The sequence below is a fragment of the Pseudomonas savastanoi genome, assembly GCF_020917325.1.
Taxonomy (GTDB): Bacteria; Pseudomonadota; Gammaproteobacteria; order Pseudomonadales; family Pseudomonadaceae; genus Aquipseudomonas; species Aquipseudomonas amygdali.
In genome coordinates this window covers 2,513,686-2,536,520 of sequence record NZ_CP076652.1, presented here as the reverse complement: position 1 = coordinate 2,536,520, position 22,835 = coordinate 2,513,686, and the positions used below count along the sequence as shown (strand labels likewise).

Here is a 22,835-nt window from a genome sequence, read left to right as displayed (position 1 = left end):
CCCGTTTTTTATTACAGCTCCGTGCTTATTTGCCAGCCCCGACCTCAGGCTGTTTCTGCAACAACACCCGAGTTACCCGGCGCTCTTCCACGCCGACAACCTGAAGGTTCCAGCCCTGCCAGTCCAGGCTATCGCCGGTGGACGGCAGGCGATCCAGCAGGCTCATGACCAGTCCGGCGAGCGTCTGATAATCCTCGGTGGCCTTGGCCTGGAAGCCGGTGCGCTCGCGAATCAGGCTCAGGTTCAAGGCACCCGATACCACGAAGTCCTCGCCCTGCTTGACGATGTCCGGACCTTCCACTTCGCTGGCGTCCGGCAGTTGGCCAGCGATGGACTCCAGAATGTCGGTCATGCTCAGAACGCCGATGAAATCACCGAATTCGTTGACCACAAAGGCGATGTGCGTCGACTCCTTGCGCATCTGTTCCAGGGCATTGAGGATGCTGAAGCTTTCCAGCAGGTTGATTGCCTTGCGCGACATCAGCTTCAGGTCGGGCTCGTTGCCGGACAACAATTCCTTGAACAGCTCTTTCTTGTGCACGAAGCCCAACGGCTCATCGATGCCTCGCTCGCCAATCAACGGCAGACGCGAGTAGGACGAGTGCATCAGTTTCAGGCGGATTTTCTCGGCATCGTCTTTCAGGTCGATGTAGTCGATTTCGGCCCTCGGCGTCATCACCGTGCGAATCGGACGCTCTGCCAGTTGCAGTACGCCGCTGATCATCACCCGCTCACGACGGTCAAACACCGGCTCGCTGCTTTCGCCTTCCAGCATGTCGGTGATTTCCTCATCGACATCGCCAGACTCCAGCTTGCGACCGCCCAGTAGGCGCATCACCGCATGGGCAGCCCGCTCGCGACGCGGCAGGTGGCCATGAGCAGACTTCTTGCTGCGCTTGCGAGCGATCTGGTTGAACACCTCGATGAGGATCGAGAAACCGATGGCCGCATACAGATAGCCCTTGGGAATATGGAAACCCAGGCCCTCGGCGGTCAGGCTGAAACCAATCATCATCAGGAAGCCCAGACACAGCATGATCACTGTCGGGCGGCTGTTGACGAACTTGGTCAGCGGCTTGCTGGCAATCATCATCAGGCCGATGGAGAAGATCACAGCAATCATCATCACCGACAGGTGCTCAACCATGCCGACGGCCGTGATTACGGCGTCCAGCGAGAACACCGCGTCGAGTACCACAATCTGCGCAACGATGGGCCAGAACAACGCATAGCCTGCGTTACCGGCGCGCTGGGCAACATGGCCTTCCAGCCGTTCGTGCAGTTCCATGGTGGCCTTGAACAACAGGAACACACCACCAAACAGCATGATCAGGTCACGACCGGAGAACGTCTTGTCGAAGATCTCGAACAACGGCTCCGTCAGCGTCACCATCCAGGAGATGCTCGCCAGCAGGCCCAGGCGCATGATCAGTGCCAGCGACAGGCCGATGACGCGCGCCTTGTCGCGTTGTTCAGGGGGCAGTTTGTCCGCCAGAATGGCAATAAACACCAGGTTATCGATACCCAGCACCAGTTCCAGCACGATGAGGGTCAGCAGGCCAAGCCATGCCGTGGGGTCAGCGATCCATTCCATGGTAGTTATGCAGCCTCACGAGAAAAATGGCGGGAAAACTCATCGTTGGCCACAGCTGGCCACGCACTGCAATGAATTGCCATGCGCAAAGGTACCTTGCGACCATGCACAGGCATGTCGGGGCCATTACAATACGAGAGAGAGGGTAAACCGGCGTTCGAATCAAACGGCCTGCCTGGTGAATGGGATATCACTGGCCAGCCATCAGCGGTGAAGGGAAGGCAACTCGGAGGCTCCTGGAGGGTATTCATACGGTCCTGAAAATCAATACGGGCGTTGATCGTACAATACACACAACTGTTTCGTATTTTGTATAAGTATTACAAGACTTGACCAAAAGCACGGCGTATTCCTAAGCCTCGCTCAACCCGGAGCGACGTTTTGCCGCACCTCTAGGTACGACCAGTTGTCTGACAACGGCAGTGTCCGGGTAGATCACCCAAATCATTTGTTTTAAAATGTTGCAATAACGTCAGGCCTGCGCAGTGTCCAACGCGACTTGTGTGAATGCACGATCCCCTGCCCCCTGACCAGAATCATAAAAAGAAAGCCCGTCATAGACGGGCTTTTTTCGTTTTCAGCTTTTGTACCCCGATGCCGGTGAACGGTATCGCGGACGACCCGTTTCTTTTAACCTTTGAGGTGATTCCCATGCTGCGTATCGTCGTCGTTCATTTGTTCCAATGGCTCAAGCGCCTGTCGTCCGCGCTGTTCTTCCGCAGCGCCGAGGACAACTATTCCCGCAGCTTCACTCGGGAAAACGATGACGAAGGCCGCTGGACCTTTGTTTCAATCGTCATCGTTCTGACCCTCAGCCTTTACTGCCTGGCTGGCCTGGGTTACTACGCCAAGACCAATATCTGGGACGGTTTCACCCAGGAGCAGAAAGAGAATATCGCCCAGGCGATGGTGGTCAGTTCGCAGAATCTCTGACGAACGACACAATCGGAATACGACGGGGAAGCGAAAGCTTCCCCGTTTTCGTTTCGCCCGCTTGTCACAGGCATGCTTTTCTGCGAGAAAGCGCTGCGAAAATGCCCGCTCGCGCCATTCATTGAGCGCGCTTTAAACGGAAGCCTTGTAATGAGCAAAGAATTACAGATTACCGACCTGCATCCCGGCGAAGGCAAGGAAGCGGTCAAAGGTGCGCTGATCACCACGCATTACACCGGAACCCTCGAAGACGGCACTGTCTTTGATTCCTCTCACCAGCGTGGCAAGCCGTTTCAGTGCGTGATCGGCACCGGACGCGTTATCAAGGGCTGGGATCAGGGCCTTATGGGCATGAAGGTGGGCGGTAAACGCAAACTGTTCGTGCCTGCCCATCTGGCCTATGGCGACAGAACGATGGGCGCGCACATCAAGCCGGGTGCCGACCTGACGTTTGAAATAGAGCTGCTGGAAGTGCTGACCCGCGACGATTGAGCGAGCCGCCTTGCAGATCGCCTTGAATCGGCCGATAACCCTGGCTGACAGGCATAAGCCTGATTGCTTGTTATCGCGGAAAAAGCCATGCTCCGGGTATGGAATTCAAGGTCTTGGCACAGGAACACGTATGGCGCTCAATAAGTCGACTCAGGAGCTGAAGCGGCACTTGAAAGGGACAGCAACCAATCTGGAAAACACGGCGGAAGAAATTCTCAAACTCGCCTCACAAATGAAAGATGTCGACGTTACGGCAGTGCTGCAGATGGTCAACCGCCTTTACAGCGATGCCGATCAGCTCAAGGCCTATGCCGATGAGGTCAGGGCCAAGCGAATCGTACGCGCCAAGCCACTATGAACTGCTGAACCAACGATCAGACGCACTTCCATCGGTCCAGAGGGCCTTCGATGCTGCCACAGCCCGCCAGAATCAGCGCCAGCCCCAGGCACCTGCACATGCAGAAATGGCGGGGCCGGGTTGGAATGTGTCTGGTCGCAAGCCTGTCGGTACTGGCCGGCATGACCGATGCCATCGGTTTCATGGCGACCGGCGACTTCGTTTCGTTCATGAGTGGCAACACCACCCGGCTTGCCGTCGCGATCAGTGCCGGCGACCTGAGCGTGACCCTTCGCCTGGCGCTGGCCATCTTCGCCTTTATTGCCGGCAATGCGCTGGGTGTCGTCGTTGCGCGGCTTGGCGGTCGGCGCGCCCTGCCCCTGCTGCTGGGGATCGCCACGCTGCTGTGTGCCGCAGCCGCATGGCCGCTGGAAAGCAATATGCTCGCACTGATCTGGGCCATTCTGGCGATGGGCATGCTTAACGCCGCCGTGGAACAGGTCAACGGGCTGCCGGTCGGCCTGACCTACGTAACCGGCGCGCTGTCGCGTTTCGGGCGTGGCCTTGGCCGCTGGATACTGGGCGAGCGCCGGGAGGGCTGGCGCGTGCAACTGGTGCCGTGGGTTGGCATGTTCATCGGGGCGGTCATCGGCGCAATGCTTGAACAACGCCTGGGGCTCAATGCCCTGTTGGTCAGCGGCAGCCTGTCGGCATTGCTGGGGCTGGTTTCATTGAAAATCCCGCATCGCTGGCAACGCCAATACATGCCACGCTGAACCCTGCGATTCCCATCTGCTGAAATACGTTTACCATACGCCGCCTTTCATAACCGACCTTCGTCATGACCCCTGAAGCACTCGCCATCCTGCAACAGCATCTACTCGCCGCCCTGAACAACGTTCCGACTGAAACCCGCCGCCTGTTTCATGGTCGTGGTCGCGTATGGCCGGGGCTGGAGCACATTACCGTCGACTGGATGCAGGGCGTGGTGCTGGTCTCCGTGTTCAAAGAGCCTCTTGAGCCCGAACTGGCAGCATTGACGCAGCTGTTGAACGAGTTGATCGACACGCCGCAGTGGCGACAAAGTCAGGCCCATACCCTGTTGTTGCAACACCGCTATTTGCCGCAAAGCACTACGCAATGGCTGACCGGCGAGGTCGTCGATGAATGGGTAATCACCGAGAATGGCCTGCGTTATAAAGTCGATTTCGGCAAGAAGCAGAACAGCGGTCTGTTTCTGGACATGCGCTATGGCCGCGAATGGGTGCAGGCCCAGGCAAAAGGCAAGCGCATCCTGAATCTGTTCGCCTACACCTGCGGCTTTTCGGTCGCAGCCCTTGCCGGTGGTGCAGACCATGTGGTGAACCTGGACATGGCCCGCGCGGCATTGAATCGCGGTCGTGAGAATCACCGGCTCAATGATCAGGATCTGAGCCGGGTGACTTTTCTCGGGCATGACCTGTTCAAGTCATGGGCCAAGGTCACCCGCTCCGGCCCTTATGACCTGATCATCATTGACCCGCCGTCTTTCCAGAAAGGCAGCTTCATGCTCGACAAGGACTACCAGCGAGTCCTGCGCCGTCTACCAGAGTTGCTGGATGAAGACGGTTCGGTGCTGGCATGCATGAACGATCCGGCACTGGGGCCGGACTTTCTGATTCAGCACACGGCAATCGAGGCACCGTGCCTGCGCTTCGAGCAACGCCTGGAGAACCCGCCGGAATTCCCGGATGCGCGGGTCGATGGCGGCCTGAAGGCTTTGGTGTTCAAGGCTGAAGGCTTGAGTCGCACAGGGTGGGCGTGAACCCCGTAACGACTTTCAATCAAGCCTTCAAAACAGGGGCCCGTGCTCGGACCGGGTTTGGATCAGACTGAAAACCTCGATACCAGGCGACTCAGATCCACAGCCAGGCGGGACAGCTCCTGACTGGCTGTGGAGGTCTGGCTGGAGGCAGAAGAGCTCTGGACTGACAAATCGCGAATGCTCACCAGGTTCTCATCGACAGAGCGGGCAACATGCGCTTGCTGCTCCGAAGCCGTTGCAATCATCAGGTTGCGCTCATTGATGTGGCTGATCGATGTGGTGATCTCCTTGATTGCAACACCAGCCTGCTGAGCGATCAGCAACGTCGCGTCGGTCTCCGCATTGCTCTGCTTCATCGACTGGACGGCACCGCTGGAGTTTTTCTGTATACCCTGGATCATCTGTTCTATTTCCTGGGTAGACGTCTGAGTACGATGGGCCAGCGCCCTGACCTCATCGGCGACCACGGCAAATCCACGACCCTGTTCACCCGCGCGGGCGGCTTCGATAGCGGCGTTGAGCGCCAGCAGATTGGTCTGCTCGGCAATCGCGCGGATGACATCGACCACCTTGGCGATATCCTGCGCCTGATGGGCCAGTCCCTCTACTTCAACGCCGGTCTTGTCCACTGTGGTACTGAGTTTTTCCAGCGCAGCGATGGTCTGGCCGACGCAATCCTGGCCGGTCTGCGCAGACTTTTCACAGGCTTGCGTGGAGGTCGAAGCAGCGACCGCATTGCGTGCAACTTCTTCAATGGCTGCGGTCATCTGGTTGACCGCCGTGGCGGCCTGCTCGGTTTCCATTGTCTGGCGTTGGATACCTTGTGTGGAGTCCTGAGTGATGGAGCTCATTTCTTCAGCAGCCGACGCCAGCAGGCCCGAAGCATCGGAAATGTGCTGAATGGTGCCCTTGAGGCTAGAGAGCATGGTTGCGGTGGATTTTTGCAGTTCGGTCAGCTCATCGGCCCCGTTGACTTCCACCGTGGTACGCAAGTCGCCCTCGGCGATTTTGCGTGTCGACTCGAGCAATGCCTGAACGGGTCTGGCGATGCTGCGGGTGAATAAAGTGGCAACAATCAAGGTAATAATCACGGCCAGAACAACAAGTGTAAGGGTGACGGTTAGTCCACTTTCATAGTTTTTGTCTGCTATGGCCCCTGATTGCTCTGCACCCTTGACGTTGACTTCGATCAATTGTTCTATAGATGATTGCAAGGCCTTCGCCTGCGGGCTGGTAACATCACGGATAAATACGAATAGTTCGCTGTCGGATTTGCTTTTGCTAAGTTCAACCAGCTGGTCGATCTTGTCGCTGTAGGCCAGTGCATCGGCTTTGACTTGTTTCCAGACCTGTTCTTCCTGTGGGCTCGACACCAGCGAGCCGTAAGTGTCGGCTGTTTGCAGTAAGGCGTTCTTCAATCCGTTCAGCTTATTGACAGACTCCGGCGACTGCCGCTGGTCATCCATCACAAAACGTCGCGCGTCGAGGCGATACAACAGGCCCGCCGTCTCTATGCGTCCAGCCTGTCTGACGCTGGGCAGCCAGTCTGTCTGCAACTGGTCGGCGGACTGGTGTAACCCGTTCATTTTAAAGACTGCGTTCGTGCCAACCCCGGCAAGCAGCAGGCAAATAATGCCGAAGCTGAGAAGCGCCCTCAAGTTCAAACCTATATTTCTTATTGGCATTTTATAGATCCCCTTGCTGTCACAACGGTAGGGCGGGAACCATGCAAAAATGATGGCGACCCGACATCACTTTAATGATTTAAAAATAAAAAAACTACTGTTTAGTGCAAAAACTCCTGACGCCACATAACGCCTTTAATAGTGCTTTAAACCCACCAATAGTCAGACTTTTCAGTTGAGACTATACTTTTAGTATTACTACCTCATCAGGGTAAATCCCGTAACGCTTGATGCTCTGTTTATACTGACAAATAACACCTGCAGTGTTACCTCTCTCCATGACCGGAGAGCGGTAACACTGTTAAGCGGATCACGCGCTCAAGCGCGAGATCACATCGTTAAGGCCAGCTGAAAGGCCTTTCAGTTCATGGCTGGCGTTCTGGGTACGTTTGACGTTGTCCTGATTGGTCACCGCGATTGCGGTGATTTCAGTCAGGTTGCGCGAGATGTCCTCTGCTACAGAAGTCTGCTCTTCGGCAGCAGTCGCTATCTGGCGATTCATGTCGCGAATATTCTCGACTGCCACGGTAATGCGCTGCAGTGTCGCGCCGGCATGCGTAACCTGCTCGACACTCTCTTCGCTGCGCGCCTGACCGCCCTGAATAGCCTGCACCGCGTCGCTTGCGCCGGTCTGCACCGAATTAATGATCTGATTGATCTCGGCCGTGGACACGGCGGTACGTTGTGCCAATGTCCGGACTTCGTCAGCCACCACGGCAAAACCGCGCCCGGCTTCACCTGCCCGCGCAGCCTCGATGGCGGCATTGAGCGCCAGTAGATTGGTCTGATCAGCGATCCCGCGAATCACCTCAAGCACCTTGCCGATACGACCACTGTCTGTTTCAAGGCGCTGAATGACGTTGGCCGTCGAGGAAATCTCACTGCGCATCCGGGTGATGGTGGCGATGGTCGACTGCATGACTTTCTCACCGTCCTGCGCGCTTTGGTCAGCCTCATCCGCAGCCCGTGCAGCATGTGCCGCATGGCGGGCAACTTCCTGGGCAGTAGCGGACATTTCGGTCATCGCGGTAGCGACCTGATCGGTACGCTCAAATTGCTCGTGAGTGCCCTGAGCCATTAACTCAGCAATGGCATTCAGCTCGCCGCCAGCAGTATCGAGGTCGGTGGTACTGCGCTTGAGGCGACTGAAAGTATCTGCCAGAAAATCACGCAGCGTGTTCGCTGCGACGGCCAGACGGCCGAGTTCGTCCTGGCGCGTCACGTCAACGCGTGCAGCAAACTTGCCTTCACTCAACTGGGCGACGTATTCGATAAGCATGCGAATCGGCGCAACCAGATTGCGATTGACAATCCACAGGGCAAGCAGGCCTACCAGCAGCGCAGAAACCAGCATTACAACGGCACCAGTCAGGATCGTGCGGTCAGCTTGCTGACTGATTGCAACCGACTGGGCATCGCTGGACTTGTGCAGTTGATCAACCAGGCTGGCCATCTGCTCGCTCGTCGGACGGTCTACGCCTTTGACTGCGGCGTCGCCAGCAGAAGCATCGTTGCCCGCCGCGATGAATGCATCACGGCCAGTGCGATAGGCAGTGCCCAATGTGCGGTGCGCCTGCTGCAGTGCCTGCACCTGGCTTTTCAACGATTGATCGGTGCCTTCCATTTCTGCCAGCAGGCCCAACGTACTTTGCACCTTGCGTTCCTGCTCTTCGAATTGCCCCCAGAATTTGTCGCGGTCTGCCGATGCCTTGCCGCGCAACAGAACGTTTTTCCACTCCTGGACCTGAACCTTGAATTGCAGGTTGGCCTCATCAACCAACTGCGAGGCACGGACCGGACCTTCAAGAAGACTGCGATAGGACTGCACGTTACCGGACAGGAAGTTGAAACAGGCCAGCGCAATGATCAGCACCAGTACAAGACTGCCGCCAAGCAAGCCAAGGATTTGGAGCCTCAGGGATTTCGACATCATGATGATCTCTGGAGAAAAGCGGGTCTGCGTCAGCACGCAGAATATGACGAGCTTCATCCCTTACGGCCGAGCCAGACAGCCCGGCACGTGTGCTCTATGAGATCATCATCGGCTTGCGCCAATTTTTCTTTAAAAACAGCGACAGTCGGTATAAATGTCAGAAATACGTCAAAAAAACGCCAAAAAGAGAGTAAAAGATCTAATCCGCCTGCCCGAATACCTGACTGGGCCGTCGCAGCGAAGGATCGAAGGGATTGATTCTGGCACTGATGGCCGTGGCTTCACGCTTGAGCAGCTCCACCACGGTCATCAGGCGGTCAGGCCCCAAGCGGTCGGAGATAGTTGCCACGCTGAGCGCCGCCACTGCACGGCCGCTGCGGTCCAGGATCGGCACGGCCAGCCCGGCCATGCCCGGTAACGCGCCGGTGTTGCGGCCGGCGTAGCCGAGGCGGCGCACGTTTTCGACCTCTGAACGCAGAAACACTTCGTCGTACAGGTGAAAATCCTTGAGCCGTGGCAGGTTGTAGGCAATCACCGTTTCCCGCTCGTCCTCGGGAAGAAACGCGAGAATCGCCAGGCTGCCCTGCCCCACACCCAACGCAACGCGGCCGCCAATGTCGCCGGTGAACGTACGGATCGGGTACGGGCCTTCGCTGCGGTCCAGACAGATCGCATCAAAACCACTGCGTGCCAGCAGAAACAGTGAATCGCCCAGCGATGCAGACAGGCGTAACAGACTGGGGCGCACGACGTCGCGCAGATTGCCGGTGTTACCCGCCTTGGCGGCCAGTGCAAAGAATTCGATGCTCAACCGATAGCGCTTGCTGAGCAGGTCCTGCTCGACCATGCCTTCATCCATCAGGCTGCGCAGCAAGCGGTGCGTGGTGGGTTGCGAGAGCCCGACACGCTGGGCGAGTTGCGTGACCCGCTCGCCGCCTTCGTCGCAATCGCCCAGGCAACGCAATACGGCGAACAGACGCGACACAGCGCCGACGCCCACTTCTGCAGAAGCAGTATTCCGATCAGTGGAATTATTCATGAATATATCTCGCTATTTTTCCACTAAAAGAACTAATTCAAAGAAAGATGTTATTCAGTGAAATTCCTTGTTGAGCCCATCCTAGCCTTCGCCCTACTCTCAGTCCACAGGGGCGATTTGAACAATCATCGGTAGCCGACTCAGAGCGAGCACCAACGTCCACAGAACTGCATGACTTCATTTCGCATCTGCCCATGACAAACGCGTGCCTCGGCGCGCATGCACACAGGTGGAAGCAGGCATGGCATTTCTGCAGCTCGAAGGTCTCTCCAAACGTTACGGCTCCATAGACGCGGTCGTTGCCACCAACCTGGCCGTCGACAAGGGCGAATTCGTTTCACTGCTCGGCCCTTCCGGCTGTGGCAAGACCACCACTCTGCAAATGATCGCCGGCTTCGTTGAAGTCAGTGACGGGCGCATAGTGCTCGACGGCCGCGACATTACCCATGCCAAGCCCAGCAGCCGGGGTCTGGGCGTTGTATTTCAGAGCTATGCATTGTTTCCGCACATGACCGTGGCCAACAACGTTGCGTTTGGCCTGCGCATGCGCAAGGTGCCTGCTGCCGAGCTGCAACAGCGTGTCACCCGGGTGCTGGAGCTGGTTCGTCTCGCTCAGCATGCCGAGCGCTACCCGCGCGAGCTGTCTGGTGGGCAACGGCAGCGGGTCGCGCTGGCCAGAGCCTTGGTGATCGAGCCGCCGGTGCTGCTTCTGGATGAACCGCTGTCCAACCTGGACGCCAACCTGCGCGAAGAGATGCAGTTCGAAATTCGCCGTATTCAGAATGAAGTGGGCATCACCACGCTGATGGTTACCCACGATCAGGCCGAAGCCCTGTCGATCAGTGATCGGGTAGTGGTCATGCAGGCCGGGCGTATCACGCAGATCGACGAGCCCTACACACTCTACGAACACCCGCGCACGCGCTTTATCTCGGGGTTTGTCGGCAAAGCCAATATGCTGCAGGGTGACCCGGACAGCAGCGGCAACCCGCAGATCCGCCTGCTACCCGGCGATGGCACGCTGACCCTCAGCCTGCGTCCAGAAAAAATTGATCTGGTCGAACCCGGCTGCGGACAGCTGTCGGGACGTATCGTCACGCGTTACTTTCTCGGCAGCCAGTGGCTGTATCGCATTCAAACCGGCATCGGCGAAATAACCGTAGTGCGTCGCAACGACGGCCAGGCACCGCTGGAACAAGGTGCTGCGGTCGGCATGGATTGGCCAGCCGAATTGCTGCGCGTGCTGGACGCCGACGAGGTGCGCGCATGAGTCTGATGAGCGAAATGCGTCAGTGTAGCCGCGGTTATTGGCTGTCAGCCCCGGCACTGGCGTTGTATATCGGCTTGCTGGTGCTGCCGCTGGGCCTGACGCTGCTGCTGTCGTTCAACGTGTTCGACTATCAGGTCGGGGTGAAAAGCGACAGCTACACGCTGGCCAACTATATGGCCGTTGTCACCGACTCGTATTTCTATGAAATCTTCCTGCGCACCTTCTGGATCAGCGCGCTGGTGACGTTGCTCTGCGTGCTGATCGGCGTGCCGGAGGCCTACATTCTGAGCCGCATGGGCACACCGTGGCGCTCGATCTTCCTGATTCTGATCCTCACGCCGCTGCTGATCTCGGTAGTGGTCCGGGCCTTCGGCTGGAGCCTGCTGCTGGGGGCAGACGGCCTGATCAATCAGGCCATCCAGTTCATTGGCGGTCGACCGGTGAAACTGCTGTACACCCCGTTCGCCGTGATCATCGCGCTGGTCCACGTGATGTTGCCGTTCATGATCATTCCGGTCTGGACATCGTTGCAAAAGCTCGACCCCACCGCAGAACAGGCCGCGCTGTCGCTGGGTGCCAGTCAGGCGAAAGTCATGCGCCTGATCGTCCTGCCGCAAGTCATGCCCGGCGTGCTGTCCGGCTCGCTGATTGTTTTTGGCCTGGCCGCCAGTTCGTTTGCCATTCCCGGCCTGCTCGGTGGTCGACGTTTGAAGATGGTCGCTACGGTGATCTACGACCAGTACCTCTCGGAACTCAACTGGCCGATGGGCGCGACCCTGGCGGTGGCGCTGCTGCTGGTCAACCTGCTGGTCATGCTGTCCTGGAACCGCATGATCGAAGGCCGCTACAAAAAAACTCTGGGGGAATGATCCATGTCCAAGAACGGTCCTTTGGCCCTATCGTTTCATGCGCTGGTAGTGATCTTCATGATGGCCCCGCTGGTGGTGGTGTGCCTGGTGGCTTTCACCCCGGAAAACACCCTGAGCCTGCCCACTACCGACTTCTCGCTGCGCTGGTTCAGGGCGGTGTTCGAACGCGCCGACTTTATCGACTCGTTCTACAACAGTCTGATTCTGGCGTTTGTATCCGCAACGCTGGCGACGTTGATCGCGGTGCCTGCTGCGCTGGCGATCACCCGCCATACATTTCCGGGCCGCAACTTTTTCAATGCGCTGTTTCTTTCGCCGATCATCATTCCGCACCTGGTGCTGGGGGTGGCGATGCTGCGCCTGTTTGCGCTGATGGGCGTAAACGGCAGCTTCACCTGGCTGATCTTCGCCCACGTGCTGGTCATCACGCCTTACGTACTGCGTCTGGTGCTGGCGGCGGCGATCGGTATCGACCGCAGCGCCGAACACGCCGCCGAGTCATTGGGGGCCAACCGTTTCACCCTGTTTGGGCAGATCACCCTGCCGATGATCCTGCCCGGCGTGGCAGGCGGCTGGTTGCTGGCGTTCATCAACAGCTTCGATGAAGTCACGCTGTCGATCTTCGTCACCTCGCCTGCTACCCAGACCCTGCCGGTGCGCATGTACGTTTACGCCACCGAATCCATCGACCCGATGATGGCCGCCGTATCGGCACTGGTCATCGCCCTCACCGCCGCCACCATGATCCTGCTCGACCGGGTCTATGGGCTGGACCGGGTGCTGGTCGGCAAACACTGATCCGGAGCTTTCACGTCATGGCATTGCTGAAACGACTGGCTGAACATGATCGCCCCGTTCTGCCCTTCACCCTCGATGGGCAACCGGCCAATGGTCTGTTGGGCGACACCGTGCTGACTGCGGTATTGACCGCCAGTGAGCACCTGCGCGGCAGTGACTTCAGTGCCGAGCCGCGCGCCGGGTTCTGCATGATGGGCGCCTGCCAGGACTGCTGGGTAAGACTCGGCGACGGCCAGCGAGTGCGTGCCTGTTCGACGCTGCTGGAAGCTGGCCAGGCGATTATTCGTGAACCGGGGCGGCGGCCATGAGCAATGACCGCGTTGCCATTATCGGCGCCGGCCCAGCCGGGATTCGCGCTGCCCAGACGCTGCTGGAGCACGGTGTCAAAGCCTGCCTGATCGACGAAGGTCTGCGCGGCGGCGGGCAGATCTATCGTCGCCAGCCAGAGAACTTCCAGCGTCCGGCCAAGGCGCTTTACGGCTTTGAAAGCGGCAAGGCCGTTGCACTGCATCAGGCACTCGATGCACTGACAACACAGATCGACTACCGACCGCAGACGCTGGTGTGGAACGTCGAAGGCAATCAACTCGATACCCTGCACAACGGAACAGTCGCAACCCTGGATTTCACCCGACTGATTGTCGCAACAGGTGCCACCGACCGCATTCTGCCAGTGCCCGGCTGGACACTGCCCGGCGTGTATAGCCTGGGTGCAGCGCAGATCGCACTTAAATATCAAGGTTGTGCGATTGGCGAACGCGTGGTGTTTTGCGGCAGCGGCCCCTTGCTGTATCTGGTCGCCTATCAATATGCCAAGGCTGGCGCGAACGTGCTGGCGGTGCTCGACAGCGCGCCGTTTTCAGCCCAATGCAAGGCGCTGCCTGCGCTGCTCGGCCAACCGGCAACCCTTGCCAAGGGCCTGTATTACCGCGGGTGGCTGAGTGCGCATGGCATTCCCGTGCACCAGGGCGCACACCTCACACGCATCAACGGTGACAAACGCGTAGACGGCATTCACTGGCAACGCGACGGCCAGTCAGGCCACTTGGCCTGCGACGCAGTAGCCTTTGCCCATGCGCTGCGCAGCGAGACACAACTGGCCGACCTGCTCGGCTGTGAATTCGGTTGGAGCCCGCTTAACCGAACGTGGCTGCCCATTCGCGATGACTGTGGGCGCAGCAGCGTGCCAGACGTGTATCTGGCAGGCGACGGTGCTGGAATCATGGGCGCAGACGCGGCGGAAATGGCCGGAGAACTGGCCGCGCTCGGGCTGCTGCAAGACAGCGGTGTCACCGTCGACGCCGTGCGTATCAGTGACCTGCAAACCGCACTGCAACGCATCGAACGCTTCCGCCACGGGCTGGAAACCGCTTTCCCGTTCCCCGAAGACTGGGCTGCCAATGTAGCGGATGACACGCTGGTGTGCCGCTGTGAAGAAGTCTCTGCGGGCGATATTCGTACCACCGTGCAGGACGGCCATTGGGAGATCAACCGGGTCAAGGCCATGTGCCGGGTCGGTATGGGCCGCTGTCAGGGCCGGATGTGCGGCCTGGCAGCCGCCGAGATCATCGCCCGCGAGAGCGGCCGGCCAGTTGAGCAGGTCGGCCGTCTACGCGGCCAGGCTCCGATCAAGCCACTGCCGTTCGGCCTGGGGATGCTGCCCGTGGACAAACAATCAGCGGAGACACAACCATGAGCACGCTGATTGAAAGCGATGCGATTGTCATCGGCGGCGGCATTGTCGGCTCGTCGGCAGCCTTGGCGCTCGCACTGAAGGGCAAGCGTGTGGCTCTGCTGGAGCGCGACTTTTGCGGCTCACACTCCAGCGGCGTCAATTATGGCGGTGTGCGCCGTCAAGGCCGGCCCTTGTCGCAACTGCCCTTGTCGCAACGGGCGCATCAGATCTGGAGCGGCCTGCGTGAGCTGATCGGTATCGACGGCGAATACCAACGCTCCGGCCACCTCAAACTGGCGCGCAGCGAGCTGGACATGGATGCGCTGCGCAGCTACGCCGAAGCCAGCCAGGGGTTCGGGCTGGATTTGCAACTGCTGGATCGAGAGCAACTGCGCGCCCGTTACCCTTGGGCGGGCGATGTCGCCGTCGGCGCATCGCTGTGCGCCGACGACGGGCACGCCAATCCGCGTCTGGTATCGCCCGCCTTTGCCAGCGCAGCTCGCCGGGCGGGCGCTCAGGTATTCGAGCAGGCGCCGGTCAGCGAAGTCAGTCACGACGGCAACGCCTTCATCGTCACGACCGACAGCGGCCTGACACTGCGAGCCCCCTGGCTGCTTAATTGCGCGGGCGCCTGGGCCGGAGCGCTGGCGGCACAATTCAACGAACCGGTGCCGATGTATTCAGGGCATCCGGCGATGCTGGTGACAGAACCACTGCCGATGTTCATGGACGTCAGCACCGGTGTCGAAGGCGGCGGCATCTATGCCCGGCAGGTAGCACGCGGCAATTGCGTGCTGGGCGGCGGACAAGGCTTTGCCCTCGGCCCGGCACACGCCAGACCAGGACAGGCGGCAGTGCTCGACATCCTGCGCAACGCCGTCGAACTCTACCCGCCACTGGCCGGTGCCCAGGCCATTCGCACCTGGAGCGGCACTGAAGGCTACCTGCCTGATCGCGAACCGGTGCTGGGCCCGAGCCTGACAAGACCAGGCCTGCTGCACGGCTTCGGCTTTGCCGGGGCAGGCTTTCAGATCGGCCCGGCCGCGGGCGAAGCGCTGGCCGAATGGGTCTGCGGCGGTGCCTCAACGATCTCGCTCGAGGCCTTTTCCATCGGCCGCTTCCGCCAGGCAGCTAGCCAACCCACTGCGATAGAACCCGCTACTAAAGTCATCCCATTGCACAGAGGAAGGTCGTCCCTATGAAAAGCACCAAACGTCTCGCCCTCACCGGCCTGTCATGCCTGCCCTTGGCGGCCGCACTCGTGTCGTTGCCTGCCCAGGCCGAAACCACGCTGTACCTGGGCATGAACGGCGGAACCATGGAGCGCCTGTACGCCGATCAGGTGCTGCCTGCTTTCGAGAAGGCCAACAACGTCAAGGTGGTGATCGTGCCCGGCACCTCGGCCGATATCCTTGCCAAGGTGCAGGCGAGTAAAGACAACCCGCAGATGCACGTCATCTTTCTCGATGACGGCATCATGTACCGTGCCATTTCCATGGGCCTGTGCGACACCCTGCAGCCCAGCGCCAGCCTCGCTGACCTGCCTGCCAAGGCGAAAATCAAGGAACAGGCAGCGGCTGTCAGCCTGGGTGTGACCGGCCTGGCTTACAACACGCGGATGTTCAAGGAAAAGGGCTGGGGCGCGCCCACCTCATGGATGGACCTGGCCGACAAACGCTTCAAGGACAAAGTGGTGTTCCAGTCACTGGCCTCCTCGACCTTCGGCCTGCATGGCTTTCTGATGTTCAACCGTATCCAGGGCGGCAGCGAGAAAGACGTCGAGCCAGGCTTCAAGGCCTGGCCGAAGACCATTGGACCGAACGTGCTGGAATACATCGCCAGTTCGGCGAAGATCTCGGAAATGGTACAGACCGACGAAGCCGCGCTGTTCCCGCTGACGCCGACGCAAGTGACCGCCTTGAAGATCAAGGGCGTGCCTGTGGAATACGCCTCGCCCAAGGAAGGCGGCGTGGTGTTGAACGTGGCTGAATGTGCAATCGCCAATAACAACCAGCCAAAGCTGGCCCAGAAGCTGGCGGCCTACCTGCTGACACCGGAAGCACAGGCACCTGCGCTGGAGTTCGGCGATCAGATACCGTCAAACCCGAAAACCCCGACCTCCGAGAAGACGCGCGCGCAGGTCGAGGCCATGGAGAAGTACCTGGAAACAGCGGTGACCATCGACTGGGATCAAGTCAACCAGATCCGCCCCGAGTGGAACGCACGCTGGAGCCGCAGTATCGAGCGCTAGCCGCAAGCGGCAAGGTCGAAAGGCCGTGCCATTTACAGGCAAGCACCGACTGATCACCGCCCGGCAAATTATTTCAACTTATTACCGCACAAGAGAGTCCCACCGTTACGCCCTCTTCTTCGGGCGCATTTAACGGTGGTTCTTTCTTTATGAGTTTTATTGTCTGCATGGGCGTGCTTGGCGTGCTCTTGATGCTATTGGCGCTCACGTCCTCGTACCTGCGCTGGATGCCAGTCACCACGTCAGCGGTGTGCCTGGGATTTGGCTTTGGCATCGGGCCGATGGGCCTGGATATCGTCAATCTGGATTTCGAAAAATCCTACGAATGGCTGGAGCGCCTGACCGAGGTGGCGGTGCTGTTTTCCCTGTTCGGGACGGGCATCAAGTTGCGCCTGCCCCTGCGCGGCAAGGCCTGGCACTCTGCCTACTGGCTGGCCGGACCGGTGATGCTGGCGACCATTGCTGGCGTGACGGTCGCAGGGCACTACATCATCGGCCTGGATTGGGGCGTGTCGTTGCTGCTCGGTGCCATGCTGTCGCCGACCGACCCCGTACTGGCCGGGATGGTCCAGGTGAATAACGCCCAGGATCAGGATCGCCTGCGGTTTGGTCTGTCCGGCGAAGCGGGCCTCAACGACGGAACCGCGTTTCCATTCGTGATCTTTGCCTTGCTGTACCTGAGTTCCGGGGGCGCAATGAGCGACTGGGTCCAGGGATGGCTGATCAAGGATTTGATCTGGGCGGTGCCGGCCGGTTTGTTGATTGGTTACGGCATGGGCCGCGGCGTTGGCCATCTGATGATCTTTCTGCGCATCAAGAACGCCGACAGCACCACATCACCCAATGACTTTCTGGCGCTGGCATTGATCGCCCTGGCCTACGTGGTCGCGCAAGGTGTGGGAGCCTTCGGTTTTCTTTCGGTCTTTGCCGCCGGATTCGGGCTGCGTCAGGCTGAAGTACGTGTCACGCGCTCAGAGCTGCCATCGGAGCATGTCGCGCAACCGGTACTGGGGCATATGACTGCATCCCTTGAACAGGGCACAGTAGCGCAGGGCGAAGACATGAGCGACTCGCAACTGGCTGCCGGGGTAATGATGGGCGATATGCTCGCGTTCGGCAGCCTGGTGGAACGCGCAATGGAAGTGTTGCTGATCACCCTGCTGGGCGCGGCGCTGGCGATGTACTGGGATTGGCGCGCGATTGGTCTGGGGCTGGCATTGTTTTGCGTGATTCGTCCTGCGAGCGTCTGGCTGCTGGTCAGCCGTCGCCTGCTCAACGGCAGGCAAAAAGCGCTGGTCGGCTGGTTCGGCATCCGCGGCATCGGCAGCCTTTATTACCTGTGCTTCGCCTTGTCACACGGTCTGGCACACGATGTCGGCCATGTCGTGATTGGTATGACCCTTTCGGTCGTAGCGCTGAGCATTCTGGTACACGGCATCAGTATCCAGCCTTTACTGGAACGCTACGAGCGCAGTGCCGCTGCCAATCCTGATTGACAGGCTCATTACGGCAAAGGGCCATAGAGGGGATCGATGAGGGCATTGGAAGAAGCAATTGGACTGCGGCATTTCGACTCGGTAGCGTGGCGGCCACGTAGCAGGTGCATGGCCGCCAGTGCAAAGCTTGAGGCGTGCAGCTAATATGTGAGCAGGCTTGGGCACTTTGCCAGCCTGCGCCGAGGCCCGGATACTGCACCCTGCAAAAAGAGCTGAACCCCTGTAGCACGCTGGCCTCCAAACCTGGAATACAGCTCTCTCGATCATTTAGAAGGTGAAATGTCAGAACCCGTCCTGATGGACCGCTTTGCACGTAAAGTCGATTATTTGCGCATGTCGGTTACCGACCGGTGCGATTTCCGCTGCGTGTACTGCATGGCCGAAGAGATGACGTTTTTGCCTCGGCAACAGATTCTGTCGCTGGAGGAAATCCTTCAGGTAGCCGAGCGCTTCGTGGCGCTGGGTACGCGTAAAATTCGTCTTACCGGCGGTGAGCCACTGGTACGCTCGGGCGTCGTGGGTTTGTGCGAAAAGATCGCCGCCCTGCCCGGCCTGCGCGAACTGTGCATGACCACAAACGGTTCACAACTGGACAAACTGGCCGCCCCGCTGTTCAAGGCGGGCGTCACCCGTTTGAACATCAGCCTGGACAGCCTCGACCCGCAACGTTTTCGCGAGCTGACCCGCACGGGTGATCTGCACAAGGTCATTGCCGGTATCGACGCCGCCAATGCCGCAGGTTTTGTGCATACCAAGCTCAACTGCGTGGTAATGCATGGTCGCAACGATCACGAGATAAACGACCTGCTGGCGTTCGCCATCGATCGCAATCTGGATGTCTCGTTCATCGAAGAAATGCCGCTGGGCATCATCAGCGAGCACAGCCGTGCCGAGTCCTTTTACTCCAGCGATCAGGTTCGCGAGCGCATTGCCGAACGTTACACGCTGGTGCCTTCCACCGACTCGACCCAGGGGCCGTCGCGCTACTGGCGTCTGGCCGAAGCGCCGGGCATTCGCATTGGCTTCATCTCACCGCACAGCCATAACTTCTGCGGCACCTGCAATCGCGTGCGTCTGACGGTCGAAGGTCGCTTGCTGCTGTGCCTGGGCAACGAGCATTCCGTGGATTTGAAGGCGGTATTGCGCGCCAATCCAGGCCAGCCGGAAAAACTCGAAAAAGCCATCATCGACGCCATGCAGCTCAAGCCGTGGAGCCACAACTTCACCCACGACGATGGCGTGCAGGTGGTGCGCTTCATGAACATGACGGGCGGCTGACAGCCGCCCTGGTGGATAACGCCTCAGCTCATGAGGCGCGGTTTATTTGCCCGACTTGCGAAAGAACAAAGTGATCTGCCCGACTTCCACGCCCAGTTTGGTCATGGAAGAACGATTGGCCATGGTCTGCTTGTCGATCAGGTACATCCAGTCATCCAGGCTCACGTCATACTCGGTGCCATCCACCGGCAACCTGAGCACATAGTTCCAGTGGAAGCTGTTGCCTGACACTTCGCCATAGGCCTCGCCAACCACGTCACCTGCCGTGCCCTTCCAGCGCCCCGGACCATCGGGACGCAAGCGCCACTCCCGGACCTGTTTGGTGCCATCGCTGTAGCTGAAGGCCTCGTGCATAACCAGCACTTCGCCTTCGCTGTGCCCGTCGATCACCACGGTAAAGCGCTTGGTGACTTCACCGGAGCGCTTTTGAAACATTCCCCAGGCCTCGACACGCCCGGTGAAGTACTGGCGCAGATCGAGCTTGGGCTCTTCCTGACTGTAACGGGTTACCGGCACACCGCCGCAGCCGCTCAGTACAAGCCCCGCAAACAACATCAACATCCACTTTCTCAGCATGCGCCCTCCTTGATGGGTCATGAGCCGGTACTGCCGAGCAACTGCTCGCGAAGTTCGGGGTTACGGGTTTTCGGGTCAAGCCAGATAGAAAAGAAAGCCTTGGCGAACTGCTCGTCAGGCACAACATGCTGGAGTTTGTCGCCGACATAGAAACGCGCTTCGCGGCCGGGCAGGTAAACCCCGGTAATCTTCATGCCCGGCTTAACATCGACAAATGACTGGTTCATTTGCTGACGCCATTGCACCAGTTGCTGTTCGTTCACCTTCGACCCGGAAATACGCTTGATCTCATCGATACTGGCATCGACCAGATCTTCGCGGTCAATATCGCGATGGTAAGTCAGCTCAAGGGCCAGCGGCGCATCCGCTACAAAGGGCTTGGCGGGGCTAAGCAACCTGGCCGTGTAGACACGAAAGCCGAACAAGCTGAGATCACCGCCACCGACAACCTGGGCATTGGGCAATGCCTCTCGCCAATCCGCCGAAGCGCCAGCGCTGAGCAACATCACCAACCATAGCCATCGTGGCGCACGCATCGGCAACCTCTGTGTATGTCAGGTGCAGGCGCTGCCATGAAAGCATCGGCAGGCCGGGAATGAGAGAAGCCAGATAACTGACTCATGGCCGGAATCTATACCAGCAAAAACACTTTGTACAACCAATAAGGCAATTACCCTTTCGGGCGCTGAAAATAAAAAAGCCTGTTCCCGATCAGGTTCGGGAACAGGCTTCAGGGCTCAATACTCATCGCACCTTGAATTCAGGCGACCTGAGAGTGCGCCTGCCGACGGCTCTTCTGCCATTCGCCTTTCAGCGTCTGCAACGTATTTTCCACATACGTGCAGTCGGCCGCCGCTTTTTTGCCGACATAACCCTGACCGCGACGAAACATCTTCAGCGCAGTGCGCATCTGTGGATGAGCGTCACGGAATTCGTCTTCCTGGGTGAATGGCGACATGGCGTCGACATGGACTTCACCTGAATCGGCAATCCATACAATGTGGTTGTCCAGCGTGTCTTTGCATGCTGCAAACAGACGAGCCAGTTCATCAATAGTCGGTTGCTTGTTGATATTCATGTTGATGCTCCTTCGCTCGTAGACTGTTCAATAATTGATACATCAAGTTCATGCGCCAGAGCGTCATCAATGCAACACACGTAAGTGTTGGTCGAATACCGCTCCAGCCCCTCAAGGACATGCAGGTAGCCTTGATGAAGAGCCGCTACACAGCGGCATCAGCGTAGAGAGAAGAAGTCACGAAACCCAAAGACCTGACCCAGGATCGGCAATCGATCCATTACAAGCATCATGAGGACGTTTCGCCAGCTTCTCGCCCATATCGACGACAAATGCCAGTTCAGCTCCATCAATCTGCCTTGTGGGCAGCCTACATCCGGGAACATCTCGACGGCTTGCCGAGCCTGTTCAGTACACTTTTGCAGCGCTCCCGATCGGGGAGACAGCTGCATAATGCAAAAGGAAAACGGGTACGTCAACGATTATGTAGTGAATATTTTATAGCACTACACAATTGTATAAGGGGCTTGTAGTTACGTTAAAACCTGACTGAATAGTCACTGCTCCAGGCAGATATTACGGATGTTCAAGGCTCTTGCTCAGCCTGCAATCCCGCCTCACTCCTCCCACCGCAACACCGTATAGGCCTTGCCTCGCCCCTCCATCGAATTCAACAACACCGTCACTTGCAGACGCGCCATAGACCCCTCTGCCCTCTGCGCCCGGCTCTCGATCACCAGCACCTCCCCAGGATCGACGCCCACCGCGTTTCCTGTTGGCAGATTGAGTGCCATGCGCATCAGCGGGCTTGCGAAGGCCGGATCAGGTCGGTCGAAGCCGCTCCACAGCGTGATTTCAGGCAACAGCCTGCTGTACAGCGCTTGCGTCATGCTCGGCAGTTGCCGAACTTCTTCAAGCAAGCGAAATGGCGGCTGGCCGTTATTTCGCCGAACTTCGAGTTCACTGGCTATTTGACTGGCTTGTGCCTGACTCGCGCCGCACGCCATTGCCAGACGGGAAAAGTCTTCCGCTTGAGCGTTGTTCAGGTAGAGCTTGCCGTTCTCGCTGTGCAGGCTGATGTAGAGCTGCGTGTCGTCGAATGTCAGGGCTATTTCACGTCCGTCGGCGACCCACTTTTTGCGCTGCACAGGGTCAGCCAGGGCCTGCACCGCCAGCTCGACGCCAGCCTCTGCGGCCAGCAGTGCCTGGCTGTGCTGGCGAAGATGCAGCGCCTGGCGATTCTCCAGTTGCACCCAGCCGGCCAGTGACCCCAGCAGCAGGCTGAGCAAGGCCATGACCCAAAGCACCACCAGCAATGCAATGCCACGCTGCTGCATCATGCACACACGCCATAGTTGGGGATTCACAGGTGCACCTGATCAGTCGCCGGACGCAGTCTCAAGGTACTGAAACGCGCCTGATGCCGGGCGTCGCTTACCGTCAGGTCCAGGCGAAACAGGCGCAGTTGGCCTTGACGTGTCGGTTGCCGGGCGACGCTCAGTTGCCAGTCGATACCGCCACCCAGACTGCCCTGGCGGATACCGTCAGCCAACGGCCCTGCTGCTTCCTGATCCATCACGCTCATGGCCGCCTCGGTCAGGCGGTCGCTCTGCTCGGCCTGCGACAGGGAATGCACGCTTTGGCCGAAGGCGACCAGCAGGACCGTGCTGCAAATGGCCATAAGGGTCAATGCGGCAAGCATCTCCAGCAAGGTGAACCCACGCTGGTAGCGTGCGGGGTCGGCTCGGCTCTCACACATGCGGTTCAGCCTCGGGGGCGGGCCCTCC

23 protein-coding genes are annotated in these 22,835 nt (G+C 58.8%); 14 read left to right on the top strand and 9 right to left on the bottom strand.

What is annotated here, in order from left to right:
- Positions 1 to 25 precede the first annotated feature (25 nt).
- Positions 26 to 1,594 (bottom strand): TerC family protein, encoded by a 1,569-nt coding sequence (locus KP808_RS11025; RefSeq protein WP_057403377.1) that lies wholly within the window; start codon positions 1,592 to 1,594, stop codon positions 26 to 28.
- A 651-nt stretch (positions 1,595 to 2,245) separates the two neighbouring features.
- Between KP808_RS11025 and KP808_RS11020 the strand changes: the two genes are divergently transcribed.
- From KP808_RS11020 to KP808_RS11000, 5 genes are all read left to right on the top strand, one after another.
- Entirely contained in the window at positions 2,246 to 2,527 is a 282-nt protein-coding gene (locus KP808_RS11020; protein WP_002553776.1) for a hypothetical protein, read from the top strand.
- A 150-nt stretch (positions 2,528 to 2,677) separates the two neighbouring features.
- The gene (locus tag KP808_RS11015) at positions 2,678 to 3,019 is read left to right on the top strand and encodes an FKBP-type peptidyl-prolyl cis-trans isomerase (protein WP_002553777.1); all 342 of its coding nucleotides are present in this window, start codon (positions 2,678 to 2,680) and stop codon (positions 3,017 to 3,019) included.
- Between the two features lie 130 nt (positions 3,020 to 3,149).
- Positions 3,150 to 3,377 carry a hypothetical protein gene (locus tag KP808_RS11010; protein ID WP_002553778.1) on the top strand — a complete coding sequence of 76 codons (228 nt, stop codon included), beginning with the start codon at positions 3,150 to 3,152 and terminating at the stop codon, positions 3,375 to 3,377.
- 50 nt (positions 3,378 to 3,427) lie between these two features.
- Entirely contained in the window at positions 3,428 to 4,132 is a 705-nt protein-coding gene (locus tag KP808_RS11005) for a YoaK family protein (protein WP_058408423.1), read from the top strand.
- A 65-nt stretch (positions 4,133 to 4,197) separates the two neighbouring features.
- Positions 4,198 to 5,160, top strand: coding sequence for a class I SAM-dependent methyltransferase (locus tag KP808_RS11000; RefSeq protein WP_122258211.1), 963 nt, complete (start codon positions 4,198 to 4,200; stop codon positions 5,158 to 5,160).
- A 62-nt stretch (positions 5,161 to 5,222) separates the two neighbouring features.
- Here KP808_RS11000 and KP808_RS10995 read toward each other — a convergent pair whose 3' ends face one another.
- From KP808_RS10995 to KP808_RS10985, 3 genes are all read right to left on the bottom strand, one after another.
- The gene (locus tag KP808_RS10995) at positions 5,223 to 6,782 is read right to left on the bottom strand and encodes a methyl-accepting chemotaxis protein (protein ID WP_407692676.1); all 1,560 of its coding nucleotides are present in this window, start codon (positions 6,780 to 6,782) and stop codon (positions 5,223 to 5,225) included.
- A gap of 373 nt (positions 6,783 to 7,155) precedes the next feature.
- Entirely contained in the window at positions 7,156 to 8,775 is a 1,620-nt protein-coding gene (locus KP808_RS10990; RefSeq protein WP_058401166.1) for a methyl-accepting chemotaxis protein, read from the bottom strand.
- 202 nt (positions 8,776 to 8,977) lie between these two features.
- Entirely contained in the window at positions 8,978 to 9,817 is an 840-nt protein-coding gene (locus KP808_RS10985; protein ID WP_058401158.1) for an IclR family transcriptional regulator, read from the bottom strand.
- 241 nt (positions 9,818 to 10,058) lie between these two features.
- Between KP808_RS10985 and KP808_RS10980 the strand changes: the two genes are divergently transcribed.
- The 9 genes from KP808_RS10980 to moaA all read left to right on the top strand — a co-directional run bounded on the left by KP808_RS10980 (position 10,059) and on the right by moaA (position 19,454).
- Complete coding sequence (locus KP808_RS10980; RefSeq protein WP_058401157.1) at positions 10,059 to 11,087, top strand: ABC transporter ATP-binding protein; 1,029 nt, start codon at positions 10,059 to 10,061, stop codon at positions 11,085 to 11,087.
- Positions 11,084 to 11,956, top strand: a complete 873-nt coding sequence (locus tag KP808_RS10975) for an ABC transporter permease (protein ID WP_058401156.1) — start codon at positions 11,084 to 11,086, stop codon at positions 11,954 to 11,956. Before KP808_RS10980 ends, KP808_RS10975 begins: the two co-directional genes overlap by 4 nt.
- A gap of 3 nt (positions 11,957 to 11,959) precedes the next feature.
- Positions 11,960 to 12,754: an ABC transporter permease gene (locus KP808_RS10970; RefSeq protein ID WP_058401155.1), complete on the top strand. Its 795-nt coding sequence runs from the start codon at positions 11,960 to 11,962 to the stop codon at positions 12,752 to 12,754.
- Positions 12,755 to 12,771: 17 nt separating this feature from the next.
- Complete coding sequence (locus tag KP808_RS10965; protein WP_057403372.1) at positions 12,772 to 13,062, top strand: (2Fe-2S)-binding protein; 291 nt, start codon at positions 12,772 to 12,774, stop codon at positions 13,060 to 13,062.
- The gene (locus KP808_RS10960) at positions 13,059 to 14,450 is read left to right on the top strand and encodes an FAD/NAD(P)-dependent oxidoreductase (protein WP_058401154.1); all 1,392 of its coding nucleotides are present in this window, start codon (positions 13,059 to 13,061) and stop codon (positions 14,448 to 14,450) included. Before KP808_RS10965 ends, KP808_RS10960 begins: the two co-directional genes overlap by 4 nt.
- On the top strand, positions 14,447 to 15,631 hold the full coding sequence (locus KP808_RS10955) for an NAD(P)/FAD-dependent oxidoreductase (protein ID WP_058401153.1): 1,185 nt from the start codon (positions 14,447 to 14,449) through the stop codon (positions 15,629 to 15,631). Before KP808_RS10960 ends, KP808_RS10955 begins: the two co-directional genes overlap by 4 nt.
- Positions 15,628 to 16,680 carry an ABC transporter substrate-binding protein gene (locus KP808_RS10950; RefSeq protein ID WP_058401152.1) on the top strand — a complete coding sequence of 351 codons (1,053 nt, stop codon included), beginning with the start codon at positions 15,628 to 15,630 and terminating at the stop codon, positions 16,678 to 16,680. Before KP808_RS10955 ends, KP808_RS10950 begins: the two co-directional genes overlap by 4 nt.
- Before the next feature lie 149 nt (positions 16,681 to 16,829).
- Positions 16,830 to 18,176, top strand: coding sequence for a cation:proton antiporter (locus tag KP808_RS10945; protein WP_058401151.1), 1,347 nt, complete (start codon positions 16,830 to 16,832; stop codon positions 18,174 to 18,176).
- A 279-nt stretch (positions 18,177 to 18,455) separates the two neighbouring features.
- Positions 18,456 to 19,454, top strand: a complete 999-nt coding sequence (moaA, locus tag KP808_RS10940) for a GTP 3',8-cyclase MoaA (RefSeq protein ID WP_058401150.1) — start codon at positions 18,456 to 18,458, stop codon at positions 19,452 to 19,454.
- A gap of 42 nt (positions 19,455 to 19,496) precedes the next feature.
- Here the strand turns inward: moaA and KP808_RS10935 are convergent, their stop codons facing one another.
- From KP808_RS10935 to KP808_RS10915, 5 genes are all read right to left on the bottom strand, one after another.
- A complete protein-coding gene (locus tag KP808_RS10935) occupies positions 19,497 to 20,030 on the bottom strand; it encodes a DUF3833 domain-containing protein (protein ID WP_005783065.1) in 534 nt (177 codons plus the stop codon).
- A 17-nt stretch (positions 20,031 to 20,047) separates the two neighbouring features.
- The gene (locus KP808_RS10930) at positions 20,048 to 20,566 is read right to left on the bottom strand and encodes a chalcone isomerase family protein (protein WP_058408431.1); all 519 of its coding nucleotides are present in this window, start codon (positions 20,564 to 20,566) and stop codon (positions 20,048 to 20,050) included.
- 224 nt (positions 20,567 to 20,790) lie between these two features.
- Positions 20,791 to 21,108: a hypothetical protein gene (locus tag KP808_RS10925; protein ID WP_058408432.1), complete on the bottom strand. Its 318-nt coding sequence runs from the start codon at positions 21,106 to 21,108 to the stop codon at positions 20,791 to 20,793.
- A 557-nt stretch (positions 21,109 to 21,665) separates the two neighbouring features.
- Positions 21,666 to 22,388, bottom strand: coding sequence for a type II secretion system minor pseudopilin (locus tag KP808_RS10920; protein ID WP_058408433.1), 723 nt, complete (start codon positions 22,386 to 22,388; stop codon positions 21,666 to 21,668).
- Positions 22,389 to 22,411: 23 nt separating this feature from the next.
- Positions 22,412 to 22,807: a type IV pilus modification PilV family protein gene (locus KP808_RS10915; RefSeq protein ID WP_057430691.1), complete on the bottom strand. Its 396-nt coding sequence runs from the start codon at positions 22,805 to 22,807 to the stop codon at positions 22,412 to 22,414.
- Positions 22,808 to 22,835: the final 28 nt, after the last annotated feature.